Annotated in this window: 14 protein-coding genes and 1 other annotated feature; of the genes, 9 read left to right on the forward strand and 5 right to left on the reverse strand. The window is 37.8% G+C overall.

Annotated elements, in window-relative coordinates; genetic code table 11:
• Window positions 1–67 precede the first annotated feature (67 nt).
• The 8 genes from mvk to EEI45_RS02575 are packed head-to-tail and all read left to right on the forward strand — an operon-like array spanning window position 68 to window position 8,945.
• Window positions 68–1,015, forward strand: a complete 948-nt coding sequence (gene mvk, locus EEI45_RS02540) for a mevalonate kinase (RefSeq protein ID WP_125164030.1) — start codon at window positions 68–70, stop codon at window positions 1,013–1,015.
• Window positions 993–1,958, forward strand: coding sequence for a diphosphomevalonate decarboxylase (gene mvaD, locus EEI45_RS02545; protein ID WP_228410464.1), 966 nt, complete (start codon window positions 993–995; stop codon window positions 1,956–1,958). The genes mvk and mvaD overlap by 23 nt, the downstream gene beginning before the upstream one ends.
• A complete protein-coding gene (locus tag EEI45_RS02550) occupies window positions 1,945–2,979 on the forward strand; it encodes a phosphomevalonate kinase (RefSeq protein WP_125164031.1) in 1,035 nt (344 codons plus the stop codon). Before mvaD ends, EEI45_RS02550 begins: the two co-directional genes overlap by 14 nt.
• Entirely contained in the window at window positions 2,980–3,972 is a 993-nt protein-coding gene (gene fni / locus EEI45_RS02555) for a type 2 isopentenyl-diphosphate Delta-isomerase (protein WP_125164032.1), read from the forward strand.
• Between the two features lie 4 nt (window positions 3,973–3,976).
• A complete protein-coding gene (locus tag EEI45_RS02560; protein ID WP_125164033.1) occupies window positions 3,977–5,539 on the forward strand; it encodes an ABC transporter substrate-binding protein in 1,563 nt (520 codons plus the stop codon).
• A 32-nt stretch (window positions 5,540–5,571) separates the two neighbouring features.
• Window positions 5,572–7,032 (forward strand): LCP family protein, encoded by a 1,461-nt coding sequence (locus EEI45_RS02565; protein WP_125164034.1) that lies wholly within the window; start codon window positions 5,572–5,574, stop codon window positions 7,030–7,032.
• 48 nt (window positions 7,033–7,080) lie between these two features.
• Entirely contained in the window at window positions 7,081–7,740 is a 660-nt protein-coding gene (locus tag EEI45_RS02570; RefSeq protein ID WP_125164035.1) for a uracil-DNA glycosylase, read from the forward strand.
• Window positions 7,725–8,945: a bifunctional folylpolyglutamate synthase/dihydrofolate synthase gene (locus EEI45_RS02575; RefSeq protein ID WP_125164036.1), complete on the forward strand. Its 1,221-nt coding sequence runs from the start codon at window positions 7,725–7,727 to the stop codon at window positions 8,943–8,945. The genes EEI45_RS02570 and EEI45_RS02575 overlap by 16 nt, the downstream gene beginning before the upstream one ends.
• Window positions 8,946–9,245: 300 nt before the next feature.
• Here EEI45_RS02575 and EEI45_RS02580 read toward each other — a convergent pair whose 3' ends face one another.
• From EEI45_RS02580 to EEI45_RS08920, 5 genes are all read right to left on the reverse strand, one after another.
• On the reverse strand, window positions 9,246–9,980 hold the full coding sequence (locus EEI45_RS02580; protein WP_125164037.1) for an amino acid ABC transporter ATP-binding protein: 735 nt from the start codon (window positions 9,978–9,980) through the stop codon (window positions 9,246–9,248).
• Complete coding sequence (locus tag EEI45_RS02585; protein WP_125164038.1) at window positions 9,973–10,635, reverse strand: amino acid ABC transporter permease; 663 nt, start codon at window positions 10,633–10,635, stop codon at window positions 9,973–9,975. Before EEI45_RS02585 ends, EEI45_RS02580 begins: the two co-directional genes overlap by 8 nt.
• Window position 10,636: 1 nt before the next feature.
• Window positions 10,637–11,458, reverse strand: coding sequence for a transporter substrate-binding domain-containing protein (locus tag EEI45_RS02590; protein WP_125164039.1), 822 nt, complete (start codon window positions 11,456–11,458; stop codon window positions 10,637–10,639).
• A 138-nt stretch (window positions 11,459–11,596) separates the two neighbouring features.
• Window positions 11,597–11,807: a binding site (T-box leader), on the reverse strand.
• A gap of 38 nt (window positions 11,808–11,845) precedes the next feature.
• On the reverse strand, window positions 11,846–12,214 hold the full coding sequence (locus tag EEI45_RS08915; protein ID WP_228410465.1) for an NADPH-dependent FMN reductase: 369 nt from the start codon (window positions 12,212–12,214) through the stop codon (window positions 11,846–11,848).
• A complete protein-coding gene (locus tag EEI45_RS08920; RefSeq protein ID WP_228410466.1) occupies window positions 12,150–12,425 on the reverse strand; it encodes an NADPH-dependent FMN reductase in 276 nt (91 codons plus the stop codon). The genes EEI45_RS08915 and EEI45_RS08920 overlap by 65 nt, the downstream gene beginning before the upstream one ends.
• Window positions 12,426–12,589: 164 nt before the next feature.
• Between EEI45_RS08920 and EEI45_RS02600 the strand changes: the two genes are divergently transcribed.
• Window positions 12,590–13,282, forward strand: coding sequence for a hypothetical protein (locus EEI45_RS02600; RefSeq protein WP_125164040.1), 693 nt, complete (start codon window positions 12,590–12,592; stop codon window positions 13,280–13,282).
• Window positions 13,283–13,374: the final 92 nt, after the last annotated feature.

Raw genomic sequence — 13,374 nt, forward strand, 5'->3', positions numbered from 1 at the left:
TGAATTGGAAAATCTTAAGATTTATGATGTATAATATAGATGCTATTTATGTTTGGAAGGTGTTTATATGAGTCTATATGGAATTGGGTCTGCGACCGGAAAAATTATTCTAATGGGTGAACATTCAGTTGTTTACGGTAAACCAGCGATTGCGTTGCCTTTCGCATACGCACGTATTGAGACAAGAGTGGATTTCCATCAAGAAGAAACCACGATTGATTGTCTTTATTATCAAGGGGCCTTGTCAAGTGCGCCTTCAGTTATTGCGGGTATCAAAGAATTAATCACACTAACATTAAAATTTATGAATAAAGAGAATTATGGTCTTCATATTTCAATTGTATCAACATTACCACCACAACGTGGATTGGGCTCGAGTGCAGCAGTTTCAGTATCCGTTGTTCGTGGTCTTTTTGATGCGTTTAAAATGCACTTATCAGACGAAAACTTAAATTATTTGGTGTCAGTAGCCGAGCGCATCCACCATACGAATCCTAGTGGCCTTGATGCAAATACAATCGCTATGGGAAAACCCGTTTTCTTTGAACGGGGTAAATTGGGTGAAGTTATTGAAGTGGATATGGATGCGGTCCTCGTTGTTGCAGATACTGGCGATTCCGGTCAAACCCGTCTTGCCGTTTCAGAAGTGAATGCAATGCTTAAGGATAATCCAGAGTATGTGGAATCGTTGATGAACAAACTTGCAGATTTGACCAATGAAACCCGTATTCACCTTCAAACAAAAAATGTGGGGGAAGTGGGTAATTGTATGAATCGTGCCCATGAGGTTTTAAAAACAATTCGCGTAAGTAATGATAAATTAGATCTCCTAACAACCATCGCCATTCAAGAGGGGGCATTGGGCGCAAAGTTAACGGGATCAGGAAAAGGTGGCTGTATGATTGCCCTTTGTGCCAACGAAGAGGATTCAATGCATGTATCACAAAAATTAAAAGAAGCGGGTGCGGTAGATACATGGTCTTATAATTTAAATGGTAAACAAATTCATGACTAAAACGATTCGTGCTCATACCAACATTGCCCTCATTAAGTATTGGGGAAAGAAGGATAATGAATTAAAAATACCGCACAATTCCAGTCTTTCTATGACATTAGATCAGTTTTACACCGATACATGGGTTGAATATGATGCCACATTAACTGAGGATATTTTTATCCTTGATGGTTATGAGGTGGAAGGTAAGGAAAAAGATCGCGTTGTTTGGTATATGAATGAGCTTAGGAAACGATATCCGTTACCTTATTTTGCTCGCATTCATTCTACCAATTTTGTCCCCAAAGCAGCAGGCTTAGCCTCATCAGCATCCGCATTCGCTGCGCTTGCGAAAGCAGCAACGCTTAACCTTGATTTATCCGATGAAGTAGTATCTCGCTGTGCGCGATTGGGTTCGGGAAGTGCATCGCGTTCAATCTACGGTGGATTTGTGAAATGGAATCGCGGCTCAAATGATTTGGACAGTTTTGCGGAGCCTATAATCATGAAGCCTTGGCCAGAATTTAGAATGATTGTCTGCATTCTTAATGATCAAGAAAAACCGTTTTTAAGCAGCCAAGCGATGAACACAACTGTCGAAGAATCGGTATATTACCCAGCGTGGGTAGAACAGACAGAAAAAGACATCATAAATTTAGAATCGGCACTGAAAGAACACGATATCTGGACTGTTGGTGCGATTGCGCAACAAAATGCTTTACGAATGCACGCATCGTTAATGGCAGTAAATATGTGGTATTTTGAGCCGCAAACGGTCGAAATTATGAATAAAGTGCGTAAAATCCAAAAGACAGTACCTGCTTTCTTTACCATGGATGCTGGTCCTAATGTGAAAATCATGACAACCTCTGAACATGTGGAAACGGTTCTCGCTGAGTTAGAGGGTGTTAAAACGGTAGTTTGCGCGCCGGGAGTGGGGGTATCGGTTTATGATTCACGTTAAATTTCCTGGGAAACTGTTTTTTATGGGGGAATATGCAATTATGGAACCAGGTCAAAAAGCGGTCATTGCAGCCATTGATCGGTTTTTAAATGTTTACATAGAGGCCGCCGAGCAATTTGAAGTAAACAGTCGCTATGGTCAACTTCAAGGTACTGAGATATTTATGCAGAATGAAACGTTGACTCATGTGAAGGCAGCAATTGAAATTTCAAGACGCTATTTGAAATTTAGAAGAATAACAATGACCCCTTTCAAAATGCATATTGAGAGTGAGTTGGATTCGGAAAATGAGCAAAAATATGGATTTGGATCGAGTGGTGTTGTACTAGCGGCAGTGATTGATGCTATTTTGAGACTTCATGAGGTAGAGCTGGAATCGTTAGAACTTTTTAAACTCTCGGTGATGGCCCAAGTAATTGTTGGTGAGATCAGCTCGGGTGGTGATTTGGCTTCCACATGTTTTGGCGGCACACTAGTTTATCAGCGTTATGATGAGTCATGGCTTATTGTTGCGGATATGTGTAATATGAACCTTGTCCATTCAACATGGCCAGGATTGCTGATTGAACCTTTACCATCAACCAACCTAAATCTATGTGTTGGATGGACGGGAACTGTAAATCAAACCTCGCCTTTTGTCGACGCAGTACGAGAATTAAAAAGTAGTAATCCAGGCTATTATGCATCCTTTCTCGAGGAAGCGAATCTTCGAGTCAATCAGTTTATTGATGCTTGGAAAGACCATGATTTTATATTGGTTTCTCAAGCCATTGATCACTATAGAATGTTGATGGCCGAATTAGGGAATCGTGCATCGATCAATATTGAGACAAATGTCTTAACGAAGCTGATTGAATCCGCGCACAATATCGGTTTACCTGCCAAGATATCCGGTTCTGGTGGTGGTGATTGTGGATTCGCATTAATATCTGAAAACTTTAATGAAAAAGCGAACACTTTAGTACATGAATGGGAAAAACATGGTATTCTATATCTAGATGTAGGAGTGTATAAAACGTAAATGAGATCAAAAAGAAAAGACGAACATGTAGCACTTGCGTTAAAGCAAAATGTGTATCAATCTGATTTTGATACCGTACGGATTGTTCACCAAAGTTTACCAAATATCAATTTGAGTGAAGTAGATCCTTCCATTCAATTTTTAGGTCAGACGATGAAGTATCCAATTTATATTAATGCAATGACAGGTGGTAGTGAAAAAACTGAAATGTTGAATCGAAACCTAGCGAGAATTGCTCGTGTTTTTGGTTTGCCGATGGCAGTTGGTTCACAACATGCTGCGCTTGATGATAAGACCCTTGAATCATCGTATCGAGTTGTACGTGATGAAAATCCTACAGGATTTATTATCGGGAATGTAGGGGCGAATGCAACTGTGGATGAGGCGAAGCGTGCAATCGCGATGATTGATGCGAATGCACTAGGTATCCACATCAATGTTGCGCAAGAAATTGCGATGGACGAAGGTGATCGCGACTTTGCTCACTGGCTTGAAAATATAACCCAAATTGTTGCTTCGGTGGATGTTCCAGTTATTGTTAAAGAAGTGGGATTTGGTATGAGTGCAAAGACCGTTGCTCAGCTCTATGATTGTGGTGTGCGTCATGTAGATTTAAGTGGTCGTGGGGGTACGAACTTCGTTTGGATTGAAAATGAACGCTCACAAGGCAAACGTTATAATTATCTATCAGATTGGGGTATTACGACCGTCGAGTCACTTATGATGACTAAATCATATCAAGAAAAATGCGATATATTCGCATCAGGTGGGGTGCAAAATCCACTTGATGCCCTGAAGTGTTTAATACTCGGTGCAAAAGCAGTTGGGATTTCAGGGTATTTCCTCAAGGTAGCACATTTAGAGTCAGAAGCGATGCTGAATGAAGTTTCCATGTTTTTGGAAGACTTTAAAAAGCTAATGGTTTTAGTTGGGGCTAAAACGATTGAATCGTTAAAGAATGTTGATTATACAGTCCATGGGAAGGAGGTGTAGTAGGATGAGCGAAGAACATCAAGCAATACATGTTGAGGAAAATGCAAACGACAAGAAAGAAAAACAGCGTTTAGTTAAAAATCCAAAAGAAAATAAGAGTGTTATCATTGGTGTTATTGCAGTCTTGTTACTTGCAGTTTTTTCAACCTCATTCTTCTTCTTAAAAAGTCGTTGTACGGTAGATGGAAAGAGTGTTTGTTACGATAAAGATAATGAATATTTTAGTATTGAAGAAAATGCCTCGCTTACTGTACAAGTAGAAAATAAAGAACTTGGAGATTATCTCGTGTCCACATGGAATGAGATTCATCCGCAACATAAAGATGCAATTTCATATGTTGTACAGGAACCTTTAAGTATTGATCAAATGGCAAAAGGACTTCCTTATGATGTTATGGTGACGTCTCAAAAAAATGCTGTTTATTTTCTAGATCAGTTGGTCAATCTGGGGAATTCACTTGATACAGTAGTTGGGAGTCGTATTCCGGTCCAACTGCAAGATTCCATTAATCTTAAAGGATACTATTTCGTTCAAAACAGTATTGAAGGTGGCCTTTTTGTCTATAATAAAACCCTTCTAGAGGAAGCAGGTTTTGATTTAAAAGATTCGGATGAATCTGGTTTACCTGATGTTTTTGAGACCTGGGATCAAATCTATAAAGCTTCAGATAAAATACTGAAAAAGACCGATATGGTTTTCCCATTATCCTTTAAAGATCAAGAATCCTTTTATCCTTTCTTAACCAGCGGACGCTGGACGTTGAATTTTACAAAAAAAGGATCTGATCCTGGCTTTGAAACTCAAGAATTTAGAGATGGTCTTGTATTTATTGAAGCAATGAGCACACATAAAATGGATAAGACTCTCTCTAAAGATGTGAAGGCAGAAGATCTTCCATGGCAATTGGATGCTGCATTTTATGAACGACGATCGGCCTTTAGTTTTATTACCGATTTTGAGATGGCCGATAAATACGAAGTAAGCAGTAACGATGAATATGTATATGCTCCATTCCCAGAATATATGAAGCATCGCATGTCGCCTATGGGTGAAGTCGATGGTTACATCGCACGAAAAGAGACAAAGTATCCTTCAGCAGCAGCCGAAGTAATCCGAATCTTACGCAGTGGTGAAGGGGTATCAACATATCAAAGTTCGGTAGGGAAAACGCCGATCTATCATCGCATACACCTTGATGAACTTACGATTACCGATAAACGTGTGATTGAAAAGATGAGAGCCTATAATTTCCATGACACACCACCCGTTATGGCATTGGATAATAATCCAACGAAGTTAGCACGAAGTCTTTATAAAGAAGTTGATTTTATGCCAATCTTACGAGATTTATACGATCATAAAATTACAGTTGATGAAGCGCAGACAAAAATTGTGGAATTAGCAAACAAGTGGATTGAAGAAAATGATTTGACGGAAGATGAGAAAAAAGCATTGGAAGCCAAAAAGGCTGAAGATGAAAAAAAAGAGCTTGAAGCTAAGAAAGAAAAAGAATCAAAAGAGTCAGATGATGAAGCATCTTCTGATGATGAAGCGAAAAATAATTAATTGATAATCACAGTTTTGTGATGGAGGTTAGCATGGCTAAAAACAATCGAAAAGAATTTATTTTATTCCGAGACAAAGTAATCGTACTGATATTTTTACTTTGTTCAGTCGTTACTTTGTATGCAATTTATAAGTTTAATGCAATTCCGACAAAGTATCTCATGATTATTGTAGGGATTATCCTACTTTTATTCCTTATTGGAGCGTTAATAACCATGCTCACCAAACCCGGTAAGTTGAAAAATTTTGGTAAAGTATACAGTTTAATTTTAAGTTTACTCTTGTTACTGGGAACACGTTATTTAGTTACAGGAAATAGTTTCCTTGGCAAATTAACCGGGGCAAATAAAGACACACATGTTATTTCTGTTGTGGTCATGAAAGATTCAGAATATAAAAGCATTGATGATGTTAAATCGTTATCCTTTGGTGCAAATACACGATTGGACTCGAAAAACATCGCTAAAGGTAAGAAATTAATTGATGAAAAATATAAATCAGATATTAATATCGTGGACTATGAAGATTATACGGAACTCGCAAATGATTTGTATGATGGTACACAAGAAGTCATCTTATTGAGTGAAGCACACCGTGGTTTTATTCAAGATGAGGTAAAAGATTTTGATGAAAAGACTCGTATTATAGGGACCGTAGCGTATGAAGAAGAAGTCGATTTTAAAAATAAAAATACAGACGTAATGCAAGATACATTTAGTATGTTTGTAACCGGGATTGACACCTATGGACCTGTTTCATCCGTTTCACGCTCAGATGTGAATATGATTATGACCATTGATCCTAAGAATAAGCAAATCTTATTAACAAGTATTCCTCGTGATTATCATGTTGAACTTGCATCCTTTGGAGCTTATGATAAGCTAACACATGCGGGAATTTATGGTGTCGGAGAATCAATGGCAACACTGGAACATCTTTTCGATATCGATATTGATTACTTCGTAAAAGTAAACTTCAGTTCAGTTGAAACCATTATTGATGCATTGGGTGGCGTAGATGTTTATTCCCGATATGCATTCCAATCTTATGCAGGTGTGTATTTTGATGAAGGAATTAACCACGTAGATGGACGAAATGGTCTTATCTTTGCACGTGAACGTTATAATCTACCAAATGGTGATAATGACCGTGTTCGAAATCAACAAGCTCTCATTACAGGAATCCTTAAAAAGGCAATGTCACCCGCAATTATTACAAACTATACATCAATTCTAAACTCAGTTTCGGACTCATTCCAAATGAGTATGGAAGAAAGTGATTTTAAAAAACTCATAAAACAACAAATTAATGACATGTCTGATTGGGATATTCAATCCTATGCAGTAACTGGAACGGGAAGCTCAAGTACAACGACTTATTCAATGCCGGGACCAGCACTCTATGTGATGGAACCAAACTATGAAACAGTACGTCAAGCGCATGACTATATTGAAGCAATGGAACGTCATGAAATTATTTCAGTCAATGAATAAAAGCCAGATATCTGGCTTTTATTTTTAAAAATCATGCAGGAGGTCTTTATGAACTGGCAACAATTATTTAATGAAGAAAAGCAAAAAGACTATTTTCGTTTACTTGAAAATAAAATCAAAGAAGAAAGAAATGAGTTTACAATCTATCCACCTGAGGAGGCGGTTTTCACGGCATTTGAAAATACTAAATTTGAAGATGTAAAGGTAGTGATTTTAGGACAGGATCCTTATCATCAACCCGGTCAGGCGATGGGGATGAGTTTTTCTGTTTATAAAGATCAAAAATTACCTAAAAGTTTGATAAATATTTATAAAGAGTTGGAAGCTGATCTCGGAGTAAAAAATGAACATGGTGACTTATCATCGTGGGCGAAGCAAGGTGTTTTGCTTCTTAATACGTTGCTGACGGTAAGAGAAAGTGAGCCAATGTCTCATGCTCATATTGGATGGGAACCGTTTACGGATCGGGTAATTTCGGAATTAGGACGCCGCGAAGAACCAATCATTTTTGTGTTATGGGGGAAAAAGGCTCAAGCTAAAAAAACGCTCATCCAAGATCACCATCAATTTATTGAATCCAGTCACCCATCACCACTTGGTGCGTATCGAGAATTTATAGGGTCGCGTCCATTTTCAAAAATCAATGCGTTGCTTAGAGAACGTCATCAAGAAGAAATTAATTGGAGTGTTACATGTTTAGACAAATAGAACCTGCGCTTGAAGCGCTTATGAAACGTAAAAATCAGACGTACGGCATTGACTTGTTTCGTCAATGTTTAGAAGATATGGGCAATCCTCAAGATTCCCTCTCTTGCATTCATATTGGTGGTACCAATGGTAAGGGGTCGACAACCAATTATACCCGTGCAATTTTACAGGAATCCGGTTATACTGTTGGGACATTCACATCACCTCACCTTATGGTACATAACGATCGTATTCGGATAAATAATCAGAATATCACGGACTCGGATTTACTAATCTATATTAATGTAACCGAACCTTTTTGGGATCGATATCAATTAAGCATGTTTGAAATTGATGTTCTCATCTCATTTTTATACTTTCTTGATCAAGATGTAGACTATGCGATTTATGAAGTGGGTCTTGGAGGTCGACTGGATGCAACCAATGTTATCCATCCACTAATTTCTGGAATTACAAACATTGGTCTTGATCATATGAATATTCTTGGGGATACCATTGAGAAAATTGCTGCCGAAAAAGCGGGTATTATTAAGCCGAATACACCTCTTTTCACAACAGAAAGCAAAAGTTCATGTTTAGAAGTATTCCACCAACACGCACATTGTATGCAAACCGAAGTACACCCGATCGAAACACCGGTGCCTCATCGTAGTGGAATGGCCTATCACTTTGAGGTTTTGGGTGACAGCTATAGCATTGAAAATCAAGCTATTTATCAAGTTGCGAATGCAAGTCTCGCCATTAATCTCGTAAAGGCCTTGCCTCAACTTGCGATTTCAACCCAAACCATTCAGAATGCAATTTTGAATGCATCCTGGGCAGGCCGTTTTGAGCGTGTCAGCGAGGGTGTTTATGTAGATGGCGCTCATAATGAGATGGGGATAGAAATGCTTGTGAGAAGCATGGAAATGCTTCCTCGACCATGGATTGCGGTATTCACAGCTCTTAAAGATAAAGACTATACGCTTATGATAAATAAATTGGAATCTGTATTTGATGAAGTTATTATCACCCAGTTTGATTTTTATCGTTCCGAAAGTGCAGAAAACTTAGCGTTTGGACATCATGTCACCATCATCAAAAATCAATATGATGCAATTGATGCAGGTATCAAACATCGAAATCATGGGACATGTGTCGTTACGGGCTCACTCTATTTTATTTCTGAGGCGCGTGATTATCTCAAAAAAAAGCAATACAATTGATGTGAACCCCTAAATCCAAACATGGACAGGGTTTTTTTTCATGTCAACATGTACTGCGGAATTCAAATTAATCGCAATCGAGCATGCAACGATAAACCTAATAAAGTATGGGAACCGATTTCAAATCAAGAAATATGATATCATAATATATTTAGAAAAATAATCAAGTAGATTCGTCCGCACAGCCGTGACAAAATAAAAAGGACGCTCTTCTGTTTAATACAGAGAAGAATCCTTTGGTACTATTCATTAAATATAAAGCTCTTGGTTATGGGTCCACATCCATTTAAGACATGTTTTTTATAAAACTTCACTTAAAAACTCAATGGTACGTGGATGAGATGGGTGATCAAAGATTGCTTCAGGATTACCTTGTTCACAAATAACGCCCCCATCCATAAATAATACTCGATCACTAATTTCTTTTGCGAAATTCATTTCGTGGGTAACGATGACGATGGTCATGCCACTTACCGCAAGATCTTTAATGACTTCAAGAACATCCTTAACCATTTCGGGATCTAAAGCAGAAGTTGGTTCATCAAACAGCATAACTTGAGGTTGCATAGCAAGTGCCCGAACGATAGCAAGACGCTGTTTTTGACCACCGGATAATTTACGTGGAAATTCGTGAGCTTTTTCTTTTAATCCAACTTTATCAAGTAAAGATAGCCCTAAAGCATTTGCCTCATCAAGAGACATTCCCTTCTCTAAAGTTGGTGCGAGGGTGATATTTTCCAAAACAGTTAAATTTGGGAAAACATTAAAGTGTTGGAACACCATCCCAATTTCTTGACGAAGCTTATCTAAATTTTTATGATCGGGTTGTAATTCAACACCGTCAAAGATTATACTTCCAGAACATGGTGTTTCAAGTAAGTTCAAACAGCGTAACAGTGTCGATTTTCCAGACCCTGAAGGGCCAATAATTGAAACAACTTCACCTTGGGTGATGGTCTCATTAATTCCTTGAAGAACCGATAAATCGCCATATGCCTTATGTAAGTTTTTGATTTCAAGTAGCGGTTTAGTCATTGAGAGCCACCTTTCTTTCAAATGCGGAAATAAGTTTTGATGTTGAGAATGTCATCATAAAGTAAATAACACCAACAATCATTAAAGAAGGAAGTTTTAAGTGCGTTGCACTTGAAACGATCGACTCCGAAGTCATCAGGTTATTAACAAAAAATACCGATGCAAGAGATGTTTCTTTAATCATTGTAATAAATTCATTCCCTAAAGCAGGTAAGATGTTCTTAATCGCTTGGGGGAAAATAATTTTCTTCATCATATTGGCGTTTGAGATACCAAGACTTTTCGCAGCCTCAAATTGTCCTTTATCAACAGCTTGAATTCCTGCACGGAATATTTCCGCAACATAGGCGCTTGAATTAATTATGAGGGCAACCATAATCCATCCCACATCGGGTACTGAGGATGAAATGTACTCAGATCCTAAAAAATAAAATAAACTCAGTTGAAGTAAAAGGGGCGTTCCACGAATGACTTCAATATAAACATTAATAATTGCTTTTAAGGGTTTAAATTTTGACATTTTCCCCATGGCAAGAAATGCACCAAGTAGAGTGCTGATGAGAACAACTACAACAGAAATGGTTAATGTACCCCAAGCTCCCTTGAGGTACACATGTCCATAGCGATTAATGAGCTTTAATATATCCTGAAACATTTTAGTCTATCGCTCCTAATTGTTCTGCAATGCTTGTAGCGTCATCAAGCCATTGTTTATATAAATCAAGTTCTACGGCTTTCGCAATGGCTTTATTCACTTCATTCATAAGGTCTTCTTGACCTTTTTCTAAAATTACTTTTGTACCATTGTCATCGATTGTTGCGAATTTAACTTTACTTACAACGAGATTTTTATTATTGAGGGTAAAACCTTCGCCTGATGCACATGATGCGGCAATGGCATCAACTTTCCCAACAGTTAATTGAAGAATGGCATCATCTAAAGTATTCACAAGCTGCATTGTTGCTTCAGGAAGCTCCGTTTCGACATATGTTTGAGGTAATGATCCGTTTTGAACGGCTACCTTTGCTGTTTTAAGATCATCGATTGTATTTAGGGTTGCTTCTTTTTCTTTGGTAACAAGGAACCCTTGGCATGTGGACTCTGTTGTATCATATGTTTCACTGAAATCAACTTGTTCGGCACGTTCGTCATTGTAAGTGAATCCTGCAATACCCATATCAAATTTTCCAAGCGATACGGCGGAGGCAATATCGCCAAAACTCATCGCTTTAATAACCAGATCAACACCAATTTCATTGGCAATAAATTTTGCGAGTTCAATATCTGCTCCAACATATTGATCTTGACCAGATTTTGTTGCATCGATGAACTCATACGGTGCGTAGTCAGGTGACGTTACTAAAACAATTTCACCTTTTGCCTTGATGGCTTCGAGTTTACTTACGGTTGAATCCTTTTTACCACAACCGGTTAATACTAATAATGTAATACTTGCTACGATAAATAATTTTTTCATTTTGTTTCTCTCCTTGTGATGTTCGCTTTAAGTTTGGTTTGTGCGCTTTGCGAAGTCACGTCGTCGTTTGATTCCCATAAAAATTCTCCTCACTCTTATTTGAATCTAGGAACAAAAAAACGTCCCTAGATAGTTATATCTAGAGACGTGTTAAACGCGGTACCACTCTAATTGCCATATGTTTTTCATATGACCTCTCTCCTGTAACGCTAGGTTTGCGGTTTATCCTACTCTTTGTTCAGATAAACATCTCCCAAGTGCGGTTCAACATAATTCATCCATTAGGCTTCCACCATCCCTAATTCGCTATCGATATCCGAATGTCTACTCTCTTGTTCTGCGATTTAAGTGAAATAATATCGTACAATCAAATCTTTGTCAATACTTTTATTTATCGTTGTAAGGGAATTGATCTTTCTTAATTGGATGGTTTTTTGCCCAAGTCCTATGTTCTACTGAACAAATAACATCATCACCTAATGTGCGTAAGCGGTCTAATATTTTTTCGTTTTTGATTTGAAGGCCATCAAAATCACAATCTTCAATAAAGACATACTTCTGAACAATCCGTGCACCCATGTAAGATAAAATCGGCTTGAGCTGTTGTTCAGCCATTAAAAAGTACTTTGGTGATCCTGCAGTTACAACAATACCTGCACTTTTATCAACCAACGCATGCATTGGTAGTAAATCAAAATATTTTAAGGGCTCCAGGAATAGAGGTTTGATACGTTGGCGTTCCAACAATAAGTGCATCGGCCTCCAAAATTGCATTAATAACATATTGGGTATCGGAATTATATTGATTAACGGGGCGTCCATCACTAAATTGGAGATCATAATCTCCGATATTAATAATCTCCGTGTCAATAGTATGATTGTGTTTGGTTATCTCTTGGATAACATAGTCCAAAGCGACACGTGTCTTGCGGCCTGCTACTGAACCTGTGATTGCGATTATTTTCATGATGACACTCCATTTCTAAAAATTGTATCGCTTTCATTATAGAGTTACATGCTGCAAAATGAAAGGAATTCGCATGACTTTATGACAATAACATAAGTTTCGATTACAATTCAATTTCATTATAATAAGAATGTGTTAAAATTTTGATGATAAGGAGGTAGCATATGAAAAAACTCATCGTTCCAGCAATTCTTGCTGCGGCAGGCTATGGTCTGTATAAATATATAAATGAACCGACAACGAGAAATCGATTTCTAAAACCCGTTATGGTACCGACTCTTGGGCGTGATAAAGATATTTTCGTAGGGGAGAAACACTTATATTCGTTTTATATTAGTGAAGGTGATTTTACCCGTATTCTTAAAGAACACATTCGAATTAAACAAGCAGGTTTTGATTTAAATATCAATGAATCTTATACAAATATGCGTTTTGAGGAAATGATTTTACCTCGAATGGATACAAACAGTAATGATACGATTCAAGCAGATATTATTGCAAATTACAGAGAAAATGGCAGTTTAAAAGTAGGGGTAATTAAAGAGATAAATATTGTTCCGGATACGGATGTAAGAGAACGAAGAATTACGCGTAAAGACTTAGAAATGTTTGCGGATCGTTATCAACAACAAGATATTCCTGGCGTGATTACAGTTCGCTTCCATCTAAAAGAGGCCGATGCGTTTAAGGAGTCCCTAGATGTTGTCATTCTAAAAGATCGTACATTATTTATTTTTGAACCGGGTAAAGAACATGAAGACAGTGGGCAAATTGGGATTCATACATGGTTTGGATCTCGAGATCATGAAGCAACGTATACCTATGAAATGGCCTATCATTTTGGTGATTTCAAATAAAAGTCCACGCGATGTGGACCCTAAATTCAAATCTCAACCGCACCACCCAAGGTGCGGTTGTTTTTGTATAATAAAAGGAGCCCACCCCTATG

The sequence above is a fragment of the Erysipelothrix piscisicarius genome (genome assembly GCF_003931795.1).
GTDB lineage: Bacteria > Bacillota_I > Bacilli_A > Erysipelotrichales > Erysipelotrichaceae > Erysipelothrix > Erysipelothrix piscisicarius.

Coding starts and splice junctions, on each gene's coding strand:
- mvk (WP_125164030.1), top strand. CDS start 68: ATGAGTCTATATGGAATTGGGTCTGCGACCGGAAAAATTATTCTAATG.
- mvaD (WP_228410464.1), top strand. CDS start 993: ATGGTAAACAAATTCATGACTAAAACGATTCGTGCTCATACCAACATT.
- EEI45_RS02550 (WP_125164031.1), top strand. CDS start 1,945: ATGATTCACGTTAAATTTCCTGGGAAACTGTTTTTTATGGGGGAATAT.
- fni (WP_125164032.1), top strand. CDS start 2,980: ATGAGATCAAAAAGAAAAGACGAACATGTAGCACTTGCGTTAAAGCAA.
- EEI45_RS02560 (WP_125164033.1), top strand. CDS start 3,977: ATGAGCGAAGAACATCAAGCAATACATGTTGAGGAAAATGCAAACGAC.
- EEI45_RS02565 (WP_125164034.1), top strand. CDS start 5,572: ATGGCTAAAAACAATCGAAAAGAATTTATTTTATTCCGAGACAAAGTA.
- EEI45_RS02570 (WP_125164035.1), top strand. CDS start 7,081: ATGAACTGGCAACAATTATTTAATGAAGAAAAGCAAAAAGACTATTTT.
- EEI45_RS02575 (WP_125164036.1), top strand. CDS start 7,725: ATGTTTAGACAAATAGAACCTGCGCTTGAAGCGCTTATGAAACGTAAA.
- EEI45_RS02580 (WP_125164037.1), bottom strand. CDS start 9,980: ATGACTAAACCGCTACTTGAAATCAAAAACTTACATAAGGCATATGGC.
- EEI45_RS02585 (WP_125164038.1), bottom strand. CDS start 10,635: ATGTTTCAGGATATATTAAAGCTCATTAATCGCTATGGACATGTGTAC.
- EEI45_RS02590 (WP_125164039.1), bottom strand. CDS start 11,458: ATGAAAAAATTATTTATCGTAGCAAGTATTACATTATTAGTATTAACC.
- EEI45_RS08915 (WP_228410465.1), bottom strand. CDS start 12,214: ATGCACTTATTGTTGGAACGCCAACGTATCAAACCTCTATTCCTGGAG.
- EEI45_RS08920 (WP_228410466.1), bottom strand. CDS start 12,425: ATGAAAATAATCGCAATCACAGGTTCAGTAGCAGGCCGCAAGACACGT.
- EEI45_RS02600 (WP_125164040.1), top strand. CDS start 12,590: ATGAAAAAACTCATCGTTCCAGCAATTCTTGCTGCGGCAGGCTATGGT.